This is a genomic window from Methylobacter sp. BBA5.1 (assembly GCF_000746145.1).
Taxonomy (GTDB): Bacteria; Pseudomonadota; Gammaproteobacteria; order Methylococcales; family Methylomonadaceae; genus Methylobacter; species Methylobacter marinus.
This window is the reverse complement of sequence record NZ_JQKS01000007.1, coordinates 22,878-43,187: the sequence shown is the minus strand read 5'-3', so window position 1 is coordinate 43,187 and position 20,310 is coordinate 22,878. Positions and strand designations below refer to the sequence as shown.

Below are 20,310 nucleotides of genomic sequence, written 5' to 3'. Positions count from 1 at the left end.
CCCTATAATATGGCTGAAAATGCTTGACATGAGATGTTTTCATAAGCCTAACATGTATCGCTTATGCACAGACTATTTAATAGTGCTAGCATGACTGTAGATTGTAATACAACTGTTATTTATCAAAATTATAAAGTTATAAGTTGTTGATATATAAATGTAATATTTTTGTATAAAAACACTACAATCTAATAAAAGCATAGGCAGAGCAGGGGCTGAGCGCAGTTATCTAGAACTTATGCACAGAGTTATCCACAGGAATTGTGGAAAAGTATGTATGTGCTTGATTGGTAAATTTGAACCGGAAGTCAAGCCGTAAAATTAAAAAAAAAGGAGCTTAACAATCACAATATAAGCTCCCGGATTAAAGCCAAAGGCAAGTAAGAGCGCATACTAATATGCTAGCAATGCCTGAAATAATTGATAATGTGGCAAATTGTCACACAATTTTTCTAGGGTTATTTATTTTCAGACAAATTATTGGCGAGACCGGCAAATGCTGGTAACTTTTTTTCAACCCAAGTCATAAGGCAGTCGGGAATATTTATAAGGAGAACAAAGATAATGTCTGAACAAGCAAACTACATCCGCTGGTTTAACGAGTTAACCATCGATGATGTGCCTTTGGTCGGCGGTAAAAATGCGTCATTGGGTGAAATGTATCGAGAATTGACGCAGCAAGGCATCAGGATTCCCAATGGTTTTGCCATAACAGCTGAAGCTTATCGTTATGTGCTGGACCAGGCCGGGGCTTGGGAACTTCTCCATGAGGCATTGGATGAACTTGATCCGGATAATGTCGCCGATCTTGCCAAACGGGCCCGCAAGGCACGGGAAATAATATATGCCGCACCTTTACCGGGGGATCTTGAACATGAGATCCTGGATGCCTTCGCCCGATTGCGGCAGGAGTATGGCGAGGACTTGAGCGTCGCGGTACGAAGCTCGGCGACGGCCGAGGATTTGCCTACCGCCAGCTTTGCCGGTCAGCAGGATACCTATCTGAATATCCGCGGAGACCAGGCTTTACTGGATGCCTGCAAGCGCTGCTTTGCCAGCCTGTTTACCGACCGGGCCATTCACTATCGTATCGACCAAGGCTTCGACCATTTCAAACTGGCGTTATCGATAGGTATCATGAAAATGGTGCGATCCGACCTGGACGCCAGCGGCGTCATGTTTTCGCTGGATACCGAATCGGGTTTCAGCGACGTGGTTTTCATAACCGGCGCTTACGGACTGGGCGAAAATGTCGTGCAGGGCGCCGTCGATCCGGACGAGTTTTACGTGCATAAACCGACTTTCGAGCAGGGCCATCGGGCGGTATTAAGGCGCACGCTCGGGGCGAAAAAGATCAAAATGGTCTATAGCGAGGGACGCACGCGCGAATCCACGCGCAACATAGTCACATCGGCCCAGGAGCGCGGGCATTTTTGTATCAGTGATCAGGATGCCCTGACACTGGCCGATTATGCCATTAAAATCGAGAAGCATTACAGCGCCAAGGCCGGACAGGCTCGACCCATGGATATGGAATGGGCCAAGGACGGTGTTGACGGTCAGTTGTATATCGTTCAGGCCCGGCCCGAGACCGTGGAATCACAAAGGCGCGGCATGGTGCTGGAGCAATACACGCTTAAGCAAAAAGCCGCCCCGATTGTCACAGGACATTCGGTAGGCAGCAAGATTGCCGTCGGCAAGGCGCGCGTTATCGAGAGACTCGAACAATTGTCCGAGTTCAATCCCGGCGATGTGCTGGTGGCCGACATTACCACGCCCGACTGGGAACCCATCATGAAAATCGCCTCGGCGATTGTGACCAACCGCGGCGGACGAACCTGTCACGCGGCAATCATCGCCCGGGAACTGGGCGTGCCGGCCGTCATCGGTTGCGACAATGCCACGACGGCCATTAAAAACGAGGCGCTGGTGACTGTATCCTGTGCCGAAGGCGATATCGGCAAGATTTATGAAGGCCGGCTTGATTTTGAAATCACAAGCACCGATCTGTCCGGGCTGCAGCGGCCGCAAACCCAAATCATGCTCAATATCGGCAATCCCGAACTGGCCTTCAAAACCAGTTTCCTGCCTAACGATGGCGTCGGTCTGGCGCGCATGGAATTCATCATTACCGAATATATCAAGGCGCATCCGATGGCGCTGCTGCATCCGGATAAGGTTCAGGACCCGGGCGAACTCGAACAGCTCAGGAAATTAACCGGCCCTTATGAAACAGGGAAAGAATTCTTTATCAGGCAACTGTCGGAAGGCGTGGGCACGATCGCCGCGGCGTTCTATCCCAAACCCGTGGTCGTGCGCATGTCGGACTTCAAAACCAACGAATACGCCACCTTGCTGGGCGGTCGCTGGTTTGAATTCGATGAGGCCAATCCGATGATCGGTTTTCGGGGCGCCTCGCGTTATACGCATCCGGCCTATGCCGAAGGGTTCGCGCTGGAATGCGCCGCCATGAAACGCGTGCGCGAGGACATGGGGCTGACCAATGTCATCCTGATGATTCCATTCTGCCGGCGTGTTCAGGAAGCCCGGAGCGTGCTCGAGTACATGGCTCGGCTCGGGCTGAAGCGCGGCGAGAACGGTCTCAAAATCTATGTGATGTGCGAGATTCCCAACAACGTCATCCAGATTGATGCCTTCGCCGAGCATTTTGACGGTTTTTCGATAGGCTCGAACGATCTGACCCAGCTGACTCTGGGCGTGGACCGCGATTCGTCCATTGTCGCCGAGGATTTTGACGAGCGCGACCCCGGCGTAAAAGAGATGATCCGCCTGGCTGTTGAAGGTGCGCGGCGGACTGGAAGTCACTCCGGTCTATGCGGCCAGGCGCCGTCGGATTATCCGGAAATGGCCGAGTTTCTGGTGGAAATCGGTATCGATTCGATGAGCCTGAATCCCGACACCGTGCTCAAGACCACGCAACGGGTGCTGGAAACCGAACAGCGGCTGGGCAGGCGTTAACCGGGCGATAACCGGTCCAGTTGCCTGTCCAAGGCCCACCGGACATGCTCTCTCACCAGTTCTGAAGGATGAGCGAGCATGGCCTTTAAGGCCGCGATCACGGGCGGCGAAGCCGGCGCGTTGCCCAGCGCGACGGCAATGTTTCTCAGCCATCGCTCATGGCCGATGCGACGTATGGCCGAGCCCTCGGTCCTGGCCAGGAATTCTGCCTCGCTCCAGGCAAAGACAGCGAGCAATTGCTGCGTATTCAGCCGGTGCCGGGGATGAAAGTCCTGTTCACCGGTGATTTTGCCAAAACGGTTCCACGGGCAGATCAGCTGGCAGTCGTCGCAGCCATAGATCCGGTTGCCGATCAGCGGCCTGAACGGTTCGGGAATCGGGCCGTGCAGCTCAATCGTCAGATACGATATGCAGCGTCTGGCATCCACCCGGTAAGGCGAGACAATCGCCTGGGTCGGGCAGACCGTCATGCAGGCCGAACAGCTGCCGCAATGCGAAGTGGCGGTTGCATCGGCCGGTAACGGCAGATCGGTATAGATTTCCCCGAGGAAAAACCACGATCCCGCCTTGCGGTTAATCAGGTTCGAATGCTTGCCTATCCAGCCTAACCCCGCTTTTTCGGCCAGCGCCTTTTCCAGGACCGGAGCGCTGTCGACGAAAGCCCGGTAACCGAACGGGCCGTAGTGTCGCTGTATTCTGTCGGCTAGTTTCTGCAAACGGTTACGCAGCATTTTGTGATAATCGCGGCCCAGCGCATAGCGTGAAATGTAGGCGGAATAAGGATTATCGAGCGTCTTGTGCAGGGACTCGGCCGGTTCGGGCAGATAATCCATGCGCACGGAAATCACGCTGACGGTTCCCGGCTGCAATGCGGCCGGCCTGCTGCGCTTGACGCCGTGGCGCTGCATGTAGTCCATGTCGCCATGAAAGTCATTGGCCAGCCAGCTTTGCAGATGAGCTTCCGCTTCCGATAAATCGGTATCGGTAATGCCGACCTGCTGAAAGCCAAGCGCTTGTCCCCATTGCTTGATTTGGCGGGCGAGATCCGCCATTTTTTGAGCGCTGGTGGTGTCCATCGATGAATACAGGAATATAATGGCTGAGGTACAAAATACTAAGGTTACGGGAGATTCTTTATGATTGCGCACTCAAATGCAAGTGATAAGCTTTTTGGAGCTTGATGACATGCATAAACTACCCATAAAACTCTATCGAGCAGCGCAAGTCAGGGAACTGGACCGGATCGCCATCCAGGAACGCGGCATCCCCGGCTTTGAACTGATGAGCAGGGCAGGCTATGCTGTTTTTCAATGCCTCCGCAATCAATGGCCTTATGCGCACTCGGTGGCGGTTTTTTGCGGCGCCGGCAATAATGCGGGTGATGGCTATATTATAGCCAGGCTGGCCCTGGAAGCCGGGTTCGACGCGAACGTGTATAGTGTTTCCGATCCAGAAAAACTCACTGGCGATGCCTTGACGGCCTGCCGGAAATTCATTGAAGCCAAGGGAACGGTGGTGCCGTTTCATTCTGATCTGGACATTGAGACCGACGTGACTATAGACGCGCTCCTGGGTACCGGGCTGGACAGGCCGGTAACAGGCGCTTATGCGGAGGCCATCGTGTTCATCAATAACAATCTGAAACATGTTATTGCCGTCGATATTCCTTCGGGTCTGAGCGCCGATACCGGTAATGTAATGGGTTATGCCGTAAAAGCCGAATGCACGGTTTCTTTCATCGGCCTGAAGCAGGGATTGTTTACCGGGCAGGCGGCCGACTATAGCGGCGAGATTTTTTATGCCTCCCTGGCCGTGCCCGATGATGTGTTTGAATCGGTACCGTCAGGCACGGTCCGGGTCATCAAAACGCGCTTTCCGGAGCGTGAGCGCTGCGCGCATAAAGGCCATTACGGGCATGTGCTGGTTATAGGCGGAGAACAGGGCTTTTCCGGAGCCGCCAGAATGGCCGCCGAGGCTGCATTGCGCGTCGGTTCGGGACTGGTCAGCATCGCGACTCGGCCCGAGCATGCAGGGCTCATGAATCTGAACAGGCCGGAATTGATGTGCCATGGCGTGGAAAATGCCAGCCAGCTGGAGCGATTGCTGGATAAGGCCGATGTCATCATCGTCGGCCCCGGACTGGGGCAAAGCGACTGGGCCAATGAACTGTTCAGTGTCGCGATAAATTCCCAAAAGCCGTTGGTTATCGATGCCGACGGCTTGAATCTGTTGGCCCGGGCGCCTGCCGCAAAGCCCAACTGGATTTTGACGCCGCATCCCGGCGAGGCCGGGCGTTTATTGCAGCGCGGCACAGCCGAAGTGCAACAGGACAGATTCGCCTCGGTCGCGGCAATTCAGGCCAAATTCGGCGGTGTCGCCATTCTGAAAGGTGCCGGCACCTTGATAGCCTCCGAAGATGAACTGGCCGTTTCGACCTCGGGAAATCCGGGCATGGCTTCTGGCGGCATGGGCGATGTGCTGGCCGGGGTGATTGCCGGGCTGCTGGCCCAGGGATTGCCCATGAAAGAGGCGGCCCAGCAAGGCGTTCATATTCATGGTCTGGCGGCGGACCGGGCGGTGGAAAAAGACGGAGAAAGAGGCCTGTTGGCCAGCGATTTAATGAGCCATCTCAGGCAATTGGTCAATTCATGAAACAATATTTAAACAACACAGAGGAAACAGAGCAGTTCGGCGCGCAGCTATGGGCATCGTTGCCGACCAGATGTCTGGTTTATTTGCATGGCGATCTAGGGGCGGGAAAAACCACCATGGTCAGAGGTTTTCTGCGCGCGGCAGGTTACACCGGCGCGGTCAAGAGCCCTACCTATACGCTGGTGGAAGAATATAATCTGGCCGGTCGACAAGTCTTTCATTTTGATTTGTATAGGATTTCTGATCCGGAAGAGCTGGAATGGATAGGCATCAGGGACTACCTCGACCAGGAGGCCGTGTGTTTTATCGAATGGCCGGACATGGGCAAGGGCTATCTGCCCGAGCCGGATGTCGTCATTACCTTGACTGCGGAAGGTACCGGGCGGACTATCGAGTTAGTAAAAAAAGTCTGATAAGAGAGTGGAAAAACAAGGACATATTGTTATAATCTAAACAAGATTGTTGTTAATATGGATCATAGCTATGAAAAAAATCTGGAAGGTCTTGTTTATTTTCGTATTACAGTTATTGTCTGTATCCAGTTATGCGCAGCAAATCAACGTCAATTCATTGAAATATATTACCGGGCCTGGTCAGGCGCGCATGGTGTTTGATCTGAGCTCTGCTCCCAAGTATCGAATTTTTCATCTCGAAAATCCGTCGCGATTAGTGATCGATATCCTCAATGTCAGTTCAAAACAACCTTTAAGCCAGCCGCCTGCCTCTCATCCCCTGTTTGTCAGGCTGCGCTCGGCGGTGAAAAACGGCACCGACTTGAGGGTCGTTTTGGATTTAAAAAGACAAGTCAGTTCAGAAAGCGTCAAGGACGGCAATCATTTAATCGTTAACCTGACCGATAAAGGCCCGGCGACTCCCGAGGACAAACCGGCCGCTAAGCCAGCAGCCAAAGCCAAGCCCGTCGTTGTCAAGCCCGCCGCCCAGCCCCAAAAAGCGGTTGCCCGGAAAGTGGCCGTCAAAGCAAAAGCGGTCGCGCATAAAAGCAAAGGCATCGTAATTGCCATCGATGCGGGGCACGGCGGCAAGGATGCCGGCGCTCAGGGCGCCCACGGCACTCTGGAGAAAGACGTCGTATTTTCCATTGCCCGGCGCCTTAAAACGCTGATCGACAGACAGCCCGGCATGAGCGCCGTCATGGTCCGCAACGGCGATTATTTCGTTAACCTGCGCAAAAGAATGCAAATTGCCCGGGCGGCCAAGGCGGACTTGTTTATTTCCATCCACGCCGATGCTTTTCAGGATCCCAATGTCAAGGGTGCCTCGGTATTTACCCTGTCGGAAAAAGGCGCCTCCAGCGAAGCCGCGCGCTGGTTGGCCAATAGTGAAAATGCGTCCGACCTGGTGGGCGGCGTCAGGCTAGACAATAAAGACGATGTTCTGGCTTCGGTGTTGCTGGATTTATCCCAAACCGCCACACAAGATGCCAGCGTTAACCTGGCGTCGAACGTATTAAAGCACTTCGGAAAAATTGGTGAATTGCATCAGCATTCGGTGCAGAAAGCCGGATTCATGGTGCTGAAATCACCCGACATTCCATCCATTCTGGTTGAAACCGCCTATATTTCGAATCCGTCGGAAGAACAGAAATTGCGCAGCAGCGCGCATCAATCGAAGATGGCGCTGGCCATTTTTAAAGGCATCGTCAACTATTTCAATCAACGGAATACACCGACGACTCACATGGCCGAAGCCAATACCAAACTTGATATGTGATCACCTGGGCGGCTGTCAGGCCGCCCATTTCTTTCAACGGCGTAAATTCAGCCGTTAAAATTTCCACAGCCAATGCCCAGTCATATAAAATAGAGCATTTATCCGGGCTGGTCATGCGTATTCATTCTCTCCCCATTCAACTCATCAACCAGATTGCCGCCGGCGAAGTTGTGGAAAGGCCTTCATCCGTGGTCAAGGAACTGGTTGAAAACTGTTTCGATGCGGGCGCCCGGCAAATCTCGGTCGAAATCGAGCAGGGCGGCCTCCGGCTGATCAAGATCCGGGACGACGGCGGCGGCATCGTAAAAGAAGATCTGCCGCTGGCCCTGTCCCGGCACGCGACCAGCAAAATCGCCACGCTGAAGGATCTGGAACAGGTCGTCAGCATGGGGTTCCGCGGCGAGGCATTGCCCAGTATCAGCTCCGTGGCCCGATTGACGCTGATTTCGCGCACCGCCGGCGCCGACTGCGCCTGGCGCGTCACTGCCGACGGCACGGAGCGGGATTTCGATCCGCAACCCGACCCGCACCCTGAAGGCACCACGGTCGACGTGCGCGATCTGTTCTACAACACGCCGGCCCGGCGCAAATTCCTTAAGACCGAAAAAACCGAATTCGCGCATATCGAAACCTTGATAAAACGAATGGCGCTGAGCCGCTTCGATATCGGTTTTTTGCTTACCCATAATCAGCGGGAAGTCCTGAACCTGAAACCGGCGGCTACCGAGATCGAGCAGGAACGCCGCGTCGCCGGCATCTGCGGCTCGGCTTTCATCGAGAATGCCGTCAAAATCGATTTCGAATCATCGGGCCTGCATCTAACCGGCTGGGTGGGTCTGCCGACCTTTTCGCGCAGTCAGCAGGACATGCAGTTTTTCTATGTCAACGGCCGCCTGATCAAGGACAAACTGGTCGCCCATGCCGTCAAACAGGCTTACCAGGACGTGCTGTTCCACGGACGGCACCCGGTCTTCGTCCTATTCCTGACGCTGGATCCGACGCTGGTCGACGTCAACGCGCATCCGGCCAAACTGGAAGTCAGATTCAGGGAAGGCCGGCTGGTGCATGATTTCCTGTTCTCGGCGCTGCACCGGTCGCTGGCCGATCTGAGGCCGGGGCATCAGGAACCGTCTTTTACACCTTCCGTACCGGTACAGGAATTCACGCCCCAGCCTCAGCCGCAGGCGAAACCGGTCGAAGCCCATAAGCCGGTCTATAGCCCCAGGCCGCCGGAGCAGGCATCGCTGCCTTTGAATGTCGAGGAAACGATACAGGCGTATGCGGCGCTGTATCCGAAACCCGAGTCCGCGCGACAACCGGTGCAGCCGGTCGCGCAAACAAAAGGAGCGCCGCCTTTGGGCTATGCCATCGCCCATCTGCACAACATCTATATTCTGTCCGAAACCCCGAACGGCATCATTCTGGTCGATGCTCATGCGGCGCATGAACGCGTGACCTACGAGCGTTTAAAGAAACAGTATCACAAGGGCAACGTGCCCAGCCAACCGCTGCTGCTGCCCATCAAGCTAACAGTCAGCCCGGCTGAAGCCGATCTGGCGGAGCAGGAACACCCCTTCTTCATGTCGCTGGGCTTCGATCTGAACCGTTCAGGCCCCGAAACCCTCATCCTGCGCTCGACGCCGGCGCTGCTGAACAACGCCGACATGGAAACGTTGATACGCGACGTGCTGGCCGACATCATCGAACACGGCGCGAGCACCCGGGTACAGGAACAGATCAACGAACTCCTGGCCACGATGGCCTGCCACGGCGCCGTGCGCGCGCATCGGCGCTTGACGGTCGATGAAATGAACGCCCTGCTGCGCGAAATGGAACAGACCGAAAGAATAGGCCAATGCAATCACGGCCGGCCGACTTGGATAGAACTGTCGACCCATGATCTCGACAAATTCTTCCTGCGCGGGCAATAACCTTTATCTCGACAGTATGACGCAAGAAACCCAACATCCCCCGGCCATCTTCCTGATGGGGCCGACGGCCTCGGGAAAAACCGCCCTGGCCGTGCAATTGGCCCGGACGCTCAACGGCGAAATCATCAGCGTCGATTCGGCGCTCGTTTACAGAGGCATGGATATAGGCACCGCCAAACCGACGCTGGCCGAACGCGGCGGCATTCCGCATTACCTGATAGACATACTGGACCCTGCGGAATCGTTCTCGACCGGCCAGTTCCGGGATCAGGCCCTGGCCTTGATGGCCGATATCGCAGGACGCGGCAAGCTGCCGATACTGGTCGGCGGCACCATGCTCTATTTCAACGCCTTGAACAGCGGGCTGGCCGTACTGCCCGAAGCCGATGAAGCTGTCCGGGCAAAGCTCGATCAGGAACTGGAACAGTTCGGCAAGGAAGCCCTGCATGCGCGGTTAGCCCAGGTCGATCCCGAATCGGCGGCCCGGATTCATCCCAACGATCCGCAGCGCATACAACGGGCGCTGGAAGTGTACGAGATCAGCGGCAGGCCGATGACCTCTTTATTCACAGAAGCTCAGGCGCAGGACATACCCTACCGTAAAATCAAACTGATTATCGCTCCGCCGGACCGAAAGATCCTGCACGACATCATCGCCCGGCGGTTCAGAACCATGCTGGAGCAGGGCCTGGTTGAAGAGGTGGAAGCACTGTTCAAGCGCGGCGACCTGTCGGAAAAAATGCCCTCGATCCGGGCGGTCGGCTACCGGCAGGTCTGGGCCTACCTGTCGGGCGAGTATGATTACGACACCCTGGTCGAGAAAGGCATCGTCGCCACGCGGCAACTGGCCAAGCGCCAGTTCACCTGGCTGCGCCGGGAAATCGACGCGGCCAATTTTGAGACCGGGCAGCCGGATTTGCTGGAGAGAGTGCTGGCGGAAGTCAGAAAGCAGTTATAGCAGCGGCCGGCTCCGGCATAAATTCAAGAAGCATAAAATGACAATAACCTAATAAAAAGCTATGAAGAATAACCTGTTAAAAAACGCCATCTGGCTACTGATCGCTATCCTGGGGGCGTCTGCGGTCGGCGGCATAGCCCTGAACCGCGGCGAAAGTATCAATGCGCTGTGGTTCATTACCGCTGCACTGTGCGTCTACGCGATTGCCTACCGTTTTTATGCGGCCTGGATTGCCGCGACCGTGCTGGCCGTCGATCAGACGCGCGCGACGCCGGCCGAACGCCTCGACAACGGCCGCGACTTCGTGCCGACCAACAAATGGATCGTCTTCGGCCATCATTTCGCGGCCATTGCAGGCCCGGGACCGCTGGTCGGGCCGACGCTGGCGGCGCAGTTCGGCTATCTGCCCGGCACCTTGTGGCTGCTGTTCGGCTCGGTGCTGGGCGGTTGCGTGCAGGATATGGTGATATTGTTCCTGTCCACGCGCCGCAACGCCAAAAGCCTGGGACAGATGGCGCGCGACGAGCTCGGACCTCTGGGCGGCACGGCGGCGCTGATCGGCACGTTTTCCATCATGATCATCCTGATCGCCGTGCTCGGACTGGTGGTCGTCAATGCCATGAAGCACAGCCCCTGGGCGACGTCCACGGTCGCCGCGACGATCCCGATCGCGATGATCGTCGGCATTTACATGCGTCATCTTCGTCCCGGCCAGGTGCTGGAAGCCTCGGCCCTGGGCGTGACGCTGTTGCTGCTGTCGGTGGCGGGCGGCGGCTGGATCGACGGCAGCGAAACATTGCGCGGCCTGTTCGATCACGCAGGGCTGACCCTGGCCTGGTGGGTCATGGCCTACGGCTTCGCGGCGGCTATTCTGCCGGTCTGGCTGTTGCTGGCGCCGCGCGATTATCTGTCGACGTTCATGAAGCTGGGCACCATCACGCTGCTGGCCGTGGCGATCGTCGTGCTGCAGCCCGATGTGAAAATGCCGGCCATAACGCAATTCATCGACGGCTCGGGGCCGGTGTTCGGCGGCAAGCTGTTCCCGTTCGTTTTCATCACCATCGCCTGCGGCGCGATCTCGGGTTTCCATGCCCTGGTATCATCCGGCACGACCCCGAAACTGCTGACCAATGAGCGCGACATCCGCATGATCGGCTATGGCGGCATGGTGCTGGAGTCGTTCGTGGCGGTCATGGCCATGATCGCGGCGACCGTGCTCGATCCAGGCGTGTTTTTCGCCATCAACAGCCCGGCCGGCGTTGTCGGCAAGGAAGCGGCCGCGGCCGTTGCCACCATCTCATCATGGGGCTTTCCGGTATCCGTGGAGCAGATGCAGGCGCTGGCCGGCAAAATGGGCGAGGCCAGCCTGTTCGCGCGCACGGGCGGCGCGCCGTCGTTGGCCGTCGGCATGGCCAGCATTTTCGGCAGCGCCTTCGGCGACGGGCTGCTGGCCTTGTGGTATCACTTCGCCATCATGTTCGAGGCCATCTTCATCCTGACGACGCTGGATGCGGGCACGCGCGTGGGCCGGTTCATGCTGCAGGACATGCTCGGCAATATCTGGCCGAAAATGGCGGAAACCTCATGGGTGCCTTCGGTCATCCTGACCAGTGCGCTAGTCGTGGGCGGCTGGGGTTATTTCCTCTATATCGGAGTCATAGACCCGAACGGCGGCGTCAACATCCTGTGGCCGCTGTTCGGTATCGCCAACCAGATGCTGGCGGCCATCGCCCTGTGCGTGGCGACGGGCATTCTGATCAAGTCCGGCAAGTTCAGGTATGCCTGGGTGACCGGCCTGCCGCTATCGTGGCTGATCATCATCACCAGCACCGCCTCATGGCAGAAAATCACCAGCGACGACACCCGCATCGGCTTCTTCGCGGCCGCCAACAACCTGTCCGACAAACTGGCAGCCGGCACGCTGCCGCCCGAAAAAGCCGCCATCGCGCCGCAGCTGATCTTCAACCTGCACCTGGATGCTTATCTGACGCTGTTTTTCGTCGCGCTGCTGTGGACGATCGTATTCGACATGCTGCGCGTATGCGCGCTTCATCTGGCCGGCAAACCGATACGGCCGCTGACCGAAGTGCCGCATAGTCCGAGTCAGTTGGCGGCGGAATGGGTGAGGGATTGATGATTAGAAGGTTTAAGTCATTCTGGCAAATCGTACGTCGCCTTTCCGGCGACGATGCCTATGAGCGCTATCTGGAGCACTTTGCCAGGCATCATCAGGCCGACCCCGAGCACGTTCATTGCCAGCCGCTGAGCAAAAAGGAGTTTTTCAAGCAGTGGCAGGAGGAGAAGTGGCGGGGGGTGAAGCGGTGTTGTTAAATAGATCGATCGTTCATCTTCAGCCTGTCGCTAAATGATGGTGTACTCTGAACACGATAAGGCGCAATTTATAGCATGTTGGCCTCTATCATCTGGCGCATTACGCTAACGCTAATGCGCACTCACGCAGGACGAGGTTTGCAACCCCGTCCTTAACGTTTGACGCTGACGTTCTTTTAATATATGGGAAAGGAAATACGCATGCATCACAACCAAATTAGAAAGGATTCACCATGCCATCCCGACGCGTAGCCGCCGGGCTTAATGCCGGCACTTACTATCTCACGCTAACCGTTCAACGTTGGTATTACCTGTTCGATCGCCATAACCGCTGGCAAATCCTGTCCGATTCAATCCGTTATTGCCAGGACAACAAAGGACTGGAATTGAACGGCTACGTTTTTATGCTGAACCATATCCATCTCATAGTGACTTCGCCGGATGTGGCGGGATTTTTACGGGATTTCAAACGCTTCACTTCGGGTAAACTCAGGCGCAATCTTGAAAGCACGGAGCCAAATGTGTTGAAACTGTTTGTGGATGAGCAGGGCAGTTATCAATTTTGGATGGAGACCAATGCGCCGAAGAAGATTGAAACCCCTGCTTTCTATTTGCAAAAGCTTAACTATATCCATGAAAATCCGGTGCGGAAAAGTTATGTTTCAAGGCCTGAATATTGGTTTTGGTCGTCGGCTAATCCGGCCTCGCCGCTCCTTACCAAATTACTTGTAACGTGAAGCGCTATACTGAGCGTAGCCGCTTGGCTTGGGTGGTATAGAAACGTTAGGGACGGGGTTACAAACCCCGTCCCGCTTGGGGTCCCGCACCTTCCGCACTTTGACGCCATGTCGCCGAGCCCTGTTTGAATCGAACGTTCGGACAGATAACCGTTCCTGATCACGGCCGCTTAATCATCGTCGGTTTTTAACGCGCTATGTTGCGATAAAGGGATCGGTCGCCTGTCGATGAGGAATGGCTCAGCCCGGACAAGGAGTGTGGATTGAACAGTAAAGCTGGAGACCAGGCAGCATAGAAAACACGACCACTATTGACAAACATCGCCATCAAGCTTTGGTCCGTACTTGCCACTACCGGCGGCGCAGGCAGAAACCTAATCCACAACTGTAGTACCAGGCACAAAAAAGGCCAGTCGAAACCAGCCTTGAATAGGTGATACTGTATTACAACCCATTATTTATAGTAAATTTTTCCTCAATAAAGCTCATCGTTAAAGCCCATCGTAACTTTCTATCCATGAGATTGCTTATTTGGTCGAAAAATTAAGCTACTCATGACTTGAAGCACTAAGGGCTTTAAAGCGGCTGCTAGAAACGGTTCGTTATTAGCTCGCCACTGATTACAGCGTATATAAAGATTGATGAGCTGTTTAACGCCGACACTTAAATGTGTTGAGCGTTAAGGAGAGAGACAGCTCCAGGGACCTAGAACAATTGCAAAGAATACTCACGTCCGGGGACCAACTGGTATTCTTGCTCGTAATACTGGGATGTAGAGCCAGGCATGAAAACGTCTGTTTTTAATTTGGGAAGTGAAATAATCGGTGGGTCTATAACTATTGCTCCAGCGCTGACCCCATCCATTTGAACATCAGATAAAGTTACAGGTTCTGCATTTGCACTGCTCGCAATAGCCAGCATTGAAGCGAATGCTAACATGTAAGTTGAGTGGCTCATTTTTATTCTCCAAGTTATTGAACAAATTAAATAGCTGTTGAATTATATAACCTAAGTCACAAACTCAGGCGCCAAACAGTATTACACGTATTATCCGATTTTGCTATTGTAGAAATTACGTATTCGCTGCTTCCTCAATCATAACAAGTGAGGCGGTACGAACCGTATTGATCGAGAAGTCTCCTGCGTAGGCAAGTTATGACCGTGTATCGCCATTTCCACTATCCCGGATCAACATGTTTTTTCACGGTAAGCTTGACCGAAGGTCATGGCGGCTCTGATTGCCAGATACCGGCAGCGTGAAAGTTGCCTACGAAACAGTCAGGCAAAGATGGCCTGAGCAATAAAGAGCGGTGAAACCAGGATCAGATTGGCCCGGTGAGTTATGGTTCAATCCGGACAAGGAGGCATTGAACAGCGAAGTTAGCGGCCGGGTTCTTCAGACGAAGAGGTCCGTGCGCAACAGCCATTTTCAATCAAGCCGGACTCCCGGCTAAACCACTTTTCCTTCCTTGACAAATTCACGCAATATAGCCGCTTCCAGGCGCTTCAGGTCGAGCGAAAGGGATTGATCGGCCAGAATCTCGACTGCGCAATAGTGGGTAACATTCAGAATATTGGCGCCGGTGAGTTCGTATCGTGCAGCAATCTGTCGCCAGTCGATGTCGCTCGCGATACTGATTTGGGGCGGAAAGGTTTTTTGCCAGATTTCATAACGCTCTTCGGGTCGGGGCATGGGGAAATGAATGATGGTCTGAAAGCGGCGGACGAACGCTTCATCGATATTGGCGCGCTGGTTCGTCGCCAGGATAACCAGCCCGTTGTAGTTTTCGATCCGCTGCAACAGATAAGCCACTTCCTGATTGGCGTATTTATCGTGGGCGTCGCGGATGTCGGTCCTTTTGCCGAACAGCGCGTCGGCCTCGTCGAAAAACAGAATCCAGTTTTTGTTTTCCGCTTTATCGAACAGTCGCGACAGGTTTTTCTCCGTCTCGCCGATGTATTTCGACACCACGCGCGACAGGTCGATACGGAACACGTCCTTGCCGGCCTGCTTGCCGAGCAGCGTCGCGGTCAGGGTCTTGCCTGTACCCGGCGGCCCGTAAAACAACGCCCTGTAGCCGGGCTTGATTTTTTTCTTCATGCCCCAGTCATGCATCAGCGTATCGTTATGATCGATCCAGTTTTCGATCTCGTGGATTTGCCGCAGGGTAGTGGGGTGCAGCACCAGATCGTCCCAGTTCATTTCGGTTTCGATGTGTTCCGCCGGGAAATCCAGGCTGAAGCGCGGCTTGCTGACGGTGCCGACGGTAAGCTGTTCGACGATTTCCGGATCGATGACCAGGCGGCCGCTCATGATCGGTTCGCCTTCGCGCACCGGCTCCATCCAGAGGATGCGCTTTTGCGCGAACCAGTGTTCGCTGCTCAGGATGCGCTGGATTTCGAGGCGTTTTTCCAGATCGTCGCCGGCCAGGATAAACTGCGCGGTTTCGCCGGTGGGAAGGATGCCGCGGTGGTTGGTGCCTTTGACGCCGCCGAATTCGGGGAAATCGCCGCCTTCGGGGAGGTGTTCGGCGATGAGCCGGTTAAAGAAGTGGGGTTGGACGTGTGGAGCGATGGCAAGAAGTAAGACTATAAATTCCTCATATTCCGGGTTGTGATGTTCTATGAATGTTCCTAGCCAGGAGCTTTCATCGTAAAAATTCAGAGGCTTTTTCTCAAACCTTTCAGTTGTTCCAAAATAGACATTCAGACAGCCTGAGACGATGTCCCTCAGCCAGTTGATAGCAATCTGAAGGTTAGCAATATTGGAGTTCATTGAGTAGCCGGTTTTATAGAAATTACGATTGAGTGCTTACTTAGAGTATCAGTTTTCCAACAGTCCGAAATCGATAATAAGCATTGCGGGTCTATCCATAAAATCCATGCCCCAGAAGGCCTGATAATATCCGTCGCCCAATCCGCTGGCAAACATCGCGATGTTTATTGGGCTATCCTTGCTGGGATAATGCAAAGTCCAGTCGCCGCAAGCGTGGGGATTGTTTGGATCGGCGCTGAGTTTGAATTCATCTGCGAGCACATCATCGTAATAGTTGCCATCGGGATTTGCAGTGTAGAAGTCATCGAAAATTTGAATAAACCGCTGTCTGGTTTCCTGATCCATAAAACAGGCCAAACCGGCATCTACGGGAAAACCGGAAAGTTGCTCACCGTCAGTCGAATAGGTTGCCTCCTGCCAACGCATTGGAGCATGTTTTGAAATGATCAGTCCTGCAAGGGCAACACGTTTTCCCCATTCAGGAAGAGAGGCGATGCAAAGCTTTACGTCATAACTTCCAGGAGCAACGGTTATATCCAGGGCATTGACTTCATCGCTGAGAAAAGGGTCGCAGCAAAAAATGCGACCGGAAGGTAAATGTAGTTTGCCAATGTCTATAGTCTGGCAAACTGAATCCGCGATTGACGGTTTAAAATTTGCAAAAAGATCCAACATAATTTCCTTTAATTTAAAGTGATTTACGGCGCCAGGTATTTTTGTTTATGTCTGGAGCCACGGCTTCTGTTTTCACTGCTCGGCTCAAGAATATAATTCGCGGGATTTAACATCCAGGCTCTTATTTCCGGACCTTTGGGAACCCAGCCGTTTTTGCGGGCTGTATTGTTCCAGAAATCTACCGCATCGATTGGGTCGTGACTCATATCACAATCCGAGAGTGGCCACCATCTGCCATCCTTTAATTGCACCAAAACTTCATTATTTTCATTAACGGAGGTTTTATAGCGGGCAATTACTGCTCTACCGGTTGACGATGCCTTTCCGGGGGTATCCCCCAAATACTTTTCGCGTGAGCCTCCTTCGACGTAGGGCCGGATTTCTCCTGCCGCCCATCGTTTTTTGAAGTCGACCGTTTTTAACTGCATCTTTGATGAAAGTGATTGCACTTCATAATTGACGCGTTCCTTGCTGGCAAACAAAATTTCCGCTTTGCGTTCAGTGCCTTTATAGGGCAAGGTCACGAATTTTCCGGGAGAGGCTTCGGCAGGAAGGTCATCCGCGCGGTTTTCGGGCAAGACATCGAACAATGGGGCCATATTGACCGCCATTTCATTCATCAGGTTTTTGAGTTTTTGTTCTGTAAACTTAACGCTGGGCGAATTGGTTTTCTTTTCCCTCTCGATTTGAATTTTGACTTTGTCTATTTCTTGCTTCTTTTGTTTGGCCCTGGACAGATAAGGCAAGGCAAATGATCGGGCTAAAGCTTCTTCAGGCTGAGCGAGTATCTGTTCGATTCTGGCGACAAACTCCTCGGTGAACATTTCCACGCTAGCTACTTTAAGGCGGGCATTTTCGCTTTGCCCGGAAAAGAAGAGTTTATGTGATTGGCCTTTCTTGTCGGAGAAAGAAACTTTATTTTTCCACCATTCCAATAGAGATTGGGCCTTATCGGCCAGGAAACCACCGGCTTTCTTCAACATATTCCCCAGCCACGCCACAATCTTGTCCAGGCCCTTATCGATCGGCTGGCGAATCTTCCTGACGATGCCGACGATTTTTTCCGGGATGCTGCCCAGGCCGGCGAATTTGGCCAGGAACGCGATGACCACGGTCAGGGTTCGGGCCATCGTCATTTCCACTTTCTTTGCCGCGCCTGCGACCTGGCCGGCGGCGATGGCGGAGATGGAGTCGACGAATGCCGCGACGGCCGCGCCGATCTGCCGGATCTTTTGAATGAAGAAGGTGATGGTGTTCCAGATGGCCAGTACGGCCTGCACGAACGCGCCCGCCGGGTTGATCATCATCACCAGCTTGGTGATCGCCGCCTTGACGATTTCGGTAGCGACCATTTGGGTGACTTGCGCGATCAGCTGGCCTTTCAGTTCATTCAGTTCGGCTTTGATCTGCTCCCAGGCGGCCGCCGGCCCGTCTTTGACCAGCGTGACCAGGATGCCGGCGGTTTTTTCTAGGCCGGCCAGGATCGGGTCGGGGATAATCTTGACCAGCTTGCCGCGGATGGCTTGCCAGGTTAAGCCCAGGACCGACAGGACCAGTCTGACGATTTCCATCAAGGCGAACGATTTGGGGATATAAACGCCGGCTTCGCCCAACGGCCCGGTAATCCATTTGATCAGGGCGGTTTTCAGGTGCTTGCCGATGTTGGTCATAAAGAGCGTGAAGCCCATTTTGCCCGCCTTGACCAGATTGCCGACAAACGCGATCGGGTTTCGGATGATTTTCTGGAAACTGGCCTTGGCTTTGGCGATATAAGGCATGACGCCGGGCGCGACCACCGAGAAGATGATTTCCAGCAGGCTGAGCGTGGTGCCGAAGGCCCACGAGGTAAATCTCACGACGAAGTTGCCGAAAACTTTGAAAACCTTGATGAACAGGTTGGGCAGGATGATGAAGTCCATCACTTCCAGCGACTTCAGCATCGTGATGAAATCCTGCGGGAATTGCACGACCATGGCGAACAGTTCCTGCAGGGCGGTATTGAACCACTGCCACGCCTTTTGCACGGCATTGCCTTTTTTGATGTTTTCCCAGATTTCTTCCTGCCCGATCAGTTTCATGAAACCGCCGATCAGGGTGTCGGCGTTTCTCGGCACCGGCTCGTTGGTGATCGGATTTTTGCCCAGTATCGCGCATAACAAATCGAAGCCCGGCTTGCCCTGCGCCAAAGCCGCCAGCGGCATCAATACCGCGTCGCGGATGAACTGCAGGATCGCCTGGAAAATGCTGCCTATAAAGTCGATGATGTCATTGACGGGCTTGGTAAAGATGTCGACAGCTCTATTCCAGGTGCGCACAGGATGCAGGACGACATCCAGAAAATCGATGTCGTCCATAAATTGGTCGACCGCGGATTTGACGGTCCCCAGCAGATTGGCGAACCGCTTCAGCTGGCCTTCGACCCAGCTGCCCGCTTTTTCGAAGACGTTGTATTTCTCGAGGGCGTCGGTGATGATTTTGCCGCCCGGCAAGAACTCCACGATGGCCCGGAGAATATTGGCCGCGCTGCGGTCGACGCTTTCGCCGTTGATCGGGTTGACGCCGATAACGATAGTGAACATGCGGTAGCCCGGAATGTTGTAGGCTTTTTCGGCGAGCCAGTCCAGAACGTCCTGCCAGGACGGGATATCGATGCCGAGAAAGCGCTGTACAGCCGGCGGCGAGGTCGTGGCGTTGACCTGCGGGCTGCGCTGTACGGCATGTCCCTGCTGGATGGTATGGGTCAATTCGTGGGCGAGCAGCTGCTTGCCTTCGCTGGTGCCCGGCTGGTATTGGTCCTGGGAGAAGAAAACGTGGTTCTGGTAAGTGAACGCCCTGGCGCTCAGTTGCTGGTTCAGGCTGGCGGATTCAGGGTCGCTGTGGATGCGCACGTTGCTGAAATCGGCGTTGAATCTCGGCTCCATATAGCCGCGCACGTCGCTGGAAAGCGGTTGTCCGCCGGAGGTTTTGTTCTGGATCGCCGATTGAATGTTTGAACTGGCAGCCGGCGTGCCGGCGTCGCCTTTGCGCTGCAGTTTTTCTTCTTCAGCCGGGGCCTTTTGTATTTTTTCCTCCTCTTTTTTCTGAAGTTTTTCCTCCGGCAGTTCGGCCTTCTGGATTTTTTCCTCCGGCAAGGCCGCTTTTTGTAGTTTTTCTTCTTCCTTTTTCTGCAGTTTCTCTTCCGGCGCGGCAGCTTTCTGGATTTTCTCCTCCGGCAGGGCTGCTTTCTGTATTTTTTCTTCTTCCTGCTTTTGCAGTTTATCTTCCGGTTGCCGCTGGAGTTTTTCTTCCTTAATCGGCGCCAGGGCAGGATCAGGCATGCGCATGACTTTGTCGGCCATTTTGTCGGCTTCCTGCTCGAACTTGTCGCCGGGTTTGTTGACCGTCATTTTCGTTTGCACGGAAGCGGCGAAAGACGGGCTGGCCGGCGCGAAGAAATCGCCGCCGCCCGCCTTGGCGAAAAAGGGCCGGTTCGCCGTCTGGGTCGCGGTCTTCGATGCCGTAGTGGACGATTTTTCTGAGCTCGCTTTCATCTTCTTCCAC

General features: G+C 54.3%; 14 protein-coding genes. 9 read left to right on the top strand and 5 right to left on the bottom strand.

Going from position 1 to position 20,310, the window contains the following annotated elements; all coding sequences use genetic code 11:
• Positions 1-564: 564 nt before the first annotated feature.
• On the top strand, positions 565-2,979 hold the full coding sequence (gene ppsA, locus EK22_RS06155; RefSeq protein WP_020160872.1) for a phosphoenolpyruvate synthase: 2,415 nt from the start codon (positions 565-567) through the stop codon (positions 2,977-2,979).
• On the opposite strand, the gene queG is transcribed toward ppsA, so the two are convergent.
• Entirely contained in the window at positions 2,976-4,055 is a 1,080-nt protein-coding gene (queG, locus tag EK22_RS06150) for a tRNA epoxyqueuosine(34) reductase QueG (protein ID WP_036249040.1), read from the bottom strand. The genes ppsA and queG overlap by 4 nt on opposite strands.
• Positions 4,056-4,164: 109 nt before the next feature.
• On the opposite strand from queG, the gene EK22_RS06145 reads away from it, so the two are divergent.
• From EK22_RS06145 to EK22_RS06110, 8 genes are all read left to right on the top strand, one after another.
• Positions 4,165-5,631, top strand: a complete 1,467-nt coding sequence (locus EK22_RS06145; protein ID WP_027147489.1) for a bifunctional ADP-dependent NAD(P)H-hydrate dehydratase/NAD(P)H-hydrate epimerase — start codon at positions 4,165-4,167, stop codon at positions 5,629-5,631.
• Positions 5,628-6,044, top strand: a complete 417-nt coding sequence (gene tsaE / locus EK22_RS06140) for a tRNA (adenosine(37)-N6)-threonylcarbamoyltransferase complex ATPase subunit type 1 TsaE (protein WP_020160875.1) — start codon at positions 5,628-5,630, stop codon at positions 6,042-6,044. The genes EK22_RS06145 and tsaE overlap by 4 nt, the downstream gene beginning before the upstream one ends.
• 70 nt (positions 6,045-6,114) lie before the next feature.
• Positions 6,115-7,362: an N-acetylmuramoyl-L-alanine amidase gene (locus EK22_RS06135; protein ID WP_036249038.1), complete on the top strand. Its 1,248-nt coding sequence runs from the start codon at positions 6,115-6,117 to the stop codon at positions 7,360-7,362.
• Between the two features lie 113 nt (positions 7,363-7,475).
• Complete coding sequence (mutL, locus tag EK22_RS06130; RefSeq protein ID WP_051961730.1) at positions 7,476-9,293, top strand: DNA mismatch repair endonuclease MutL; 1,818 nt, start codon at positions 7,476-7,478, stop codon at positions 9,291-9,293.
• Between the two features lie 16 nt (positions 9,294-9,309).
• Positions 9,310-10,251 carry a tRNA (adenosine(37)-N6)-dimethylallyltransferase MiaA gene (miaA, locus tag EK22_RS06125; protein WP_036249228.1) on the top strand — a complete coding sequence of 314 codons (942 nt, stop codon included), beginning with the start codon at positions 9,310-9,312 and terminating at the stop codon, positions 10,249-10,251.
• Positions 10,252-10,312: 61 nt separating this feature from the next.
• Entirely contained in the window at positions 10,313-12,385 is a 2,073-nt protein-coding gene (locus EK22_RS06120) for a carbon starvation CstA family protein (protein WP_036249036.1), read from the top strand.
• Positions 12,385-12,582 (top strand): YbdD/YjiX family protein, encoded by a 198-nt coding sequence (locus EK22_RS06115; protein WP_027147492.1) that lies wholly within the window; start codon positions 12,385-12,387, stop codon positions 12,580-12,582. The genes EK22_RS06120 and EK22_RS06115 overlap by 1 nt, the downstream gene beginning before the upstream one ends.
• Positions 12,583-12,815: 233 nt before the next feature.
• On the top strand, positions 12,816-13,319 hold the full coding sequence (locus tag EK22_RS06110) for a transposase (RefSeq protein ID WP_036249033.1): 504 nt from the start codon (positions 12,816-12,818) through the stop codon (positions 13,317-13,319).
• 705 nt (positions 13,320-14,024) lie between these two features.
• On the opposite strand, the gene EK22_RS06105 is transcribed toward EK22_RS06110, so the two are convergent.
• The 4 genes from EK22_RS06105 to EK22_RS06090 all read right to left on the bottom strand — a co-directional run bounded on the left by EK22_RS06105 (position 14,025) and on the right by EK22_RS06090 (position 20,300).
• Positions 14,025-14,276, bottom strand: a complete 252-nt coding sequence (locus EK22_RS06105; RefSeq protein WP_152565011.1) for a hypothetical protein — start codon at positions 14,274-14,276, stop codon at positions 14,025-14,027.
• 493 nt (positions 14,277-14,769) lie between these two features.
• Positions 14,770-16,095: an ATP-binding protein gene (locus EK22_RS06100; RefSeq protein WP_036249028.1), complete on the bottom strand. Its 1,326-nt coding sequence runs from the start codon at positions 16,093-16,095 to the stop codon at positions 14,770-14,772.
• Between the two features lie 48 nt (positions 16,096-16,143).
• Positions 16,144-16,770 (bottom strand): DUF4241 domain-containing protein, encoded by a 627-nt coding sequence (locus tag EK22_RS23525; protein ID WP_081917778.1) that lies wholly within the window; start codon positions 16,768-16,770, stop codon positions 16,144-16,146.
• 23 nt (positions 16,771-16,793) lie between these two features.
• A complete protein-coding gene (locus EK22_RS06090; protein WP_036249026.1) occupies positions 16,794-20,300 on the bottom strand; it encodes an eCIS core domain-containing protein in 3,507 nt (1,168 codons plus the stop codon).
• Positions 20,301-20,310 lie beyond the last annotated feature (10 nt).

Excerpts from the sequence above, each read along its gene's own strand:
- EK22_RS06115 (WP_027147492.1), top strand. The coding sequence starts at position 12,385 with ATGATTAGAAGGTTTAAGTCATTCTGGCAAATCGTACGTCGCCTTTCC.
- EK22_RS06110 (WP_036249033.1), top strand. The coding sequence starts at position 12,816 with ATGCCATCCCGACGCGTAGCCGCCGGGCTTAATGCCGGCACTTACTAT.
- EK22_RS06100 (WP_036249028.1), bottom strand. The coding sequence starts at position 16,095 with ATGAACTCCAATATTGCTAACCTTCAGATTGCTATCAACTGGCTGAGG.
- EK22_RS06090 (WP_036249026.1), bottom strand. The coding sequence starts at position 20,300 with ATGAAAGCGAGCTCAGAAAAATCGTCCACTACGGCATCGAAGACCGCG.
- queG (WP_036249040.1), bottom strand. The coding sequence starts at position 4,055 with ATGGACACCACCAGCGCTCAAAAAATGGCGGATCTCGCCCGCCAAATC.
- mutL (WP_051961730.1), top strand. The coding sequence starts at position 7,476 with ATGCGTATTCATTCTCTCCCCATTCAACTCATCAACCAGATTGCCGCC.
- ppsA (WP_020160872.1), top strand. The coding sequence starts at position 565 with ATGTCTGAACAAGCAAACTACATCCGCTGGTTTAACGAGTTAACCATC.
- EK22_RS23525 (WP_081917778.1), bottom strand. The coding sequence starts at position 16,770 with ATGTTGGATCTTTTTGCAAATTTTAAACCGTCAATCGCGGATTCAGTT.
- miaA (WP_036249228.1), top strand. The coding sequence starts at position 9,310 with ATGACGCAAGAAACCCAACATCCCCCGGCCATCTTCCTGATGGGGCCG.
- EK22_RS06135 (WP_036249038.1), top strand. The coding sequence starts at position 6,115 with ATGAAAAAAATCTGGAAGGTCTTGTTTATTTTCGTATTACAGTTATTG.
- tsaE (WP_020160875.1), top strand. The coding sequence starts at position 5,628 with ATGAAACAATATTTAAACAACACAGAGGAAACAGAGCAGTTCGGCGCG.
- EK22_RS06105 (WP_152565011.1), bottom strand. The coding sequence starts at position 14,276 with ATGAGCCACTCAACTTACATGTTAGCATTCGCTTCAATGCTGGCTATT.
- EK22_RS06120 (WP_036249036.1), top strand. The coding sequence starts at position 10,313 with ATGAAGAATAACCTGTTAAAAAACGCCATCTGGCTACTGATCGCTATC.
- EK22_RS06145 (WP_027147489.1), top strand. The coding sequence starts at position 4,165 with ATGCATAAACTACCCATAAAACTCTATCGAGCAGCGCAAGTCAGGGAA.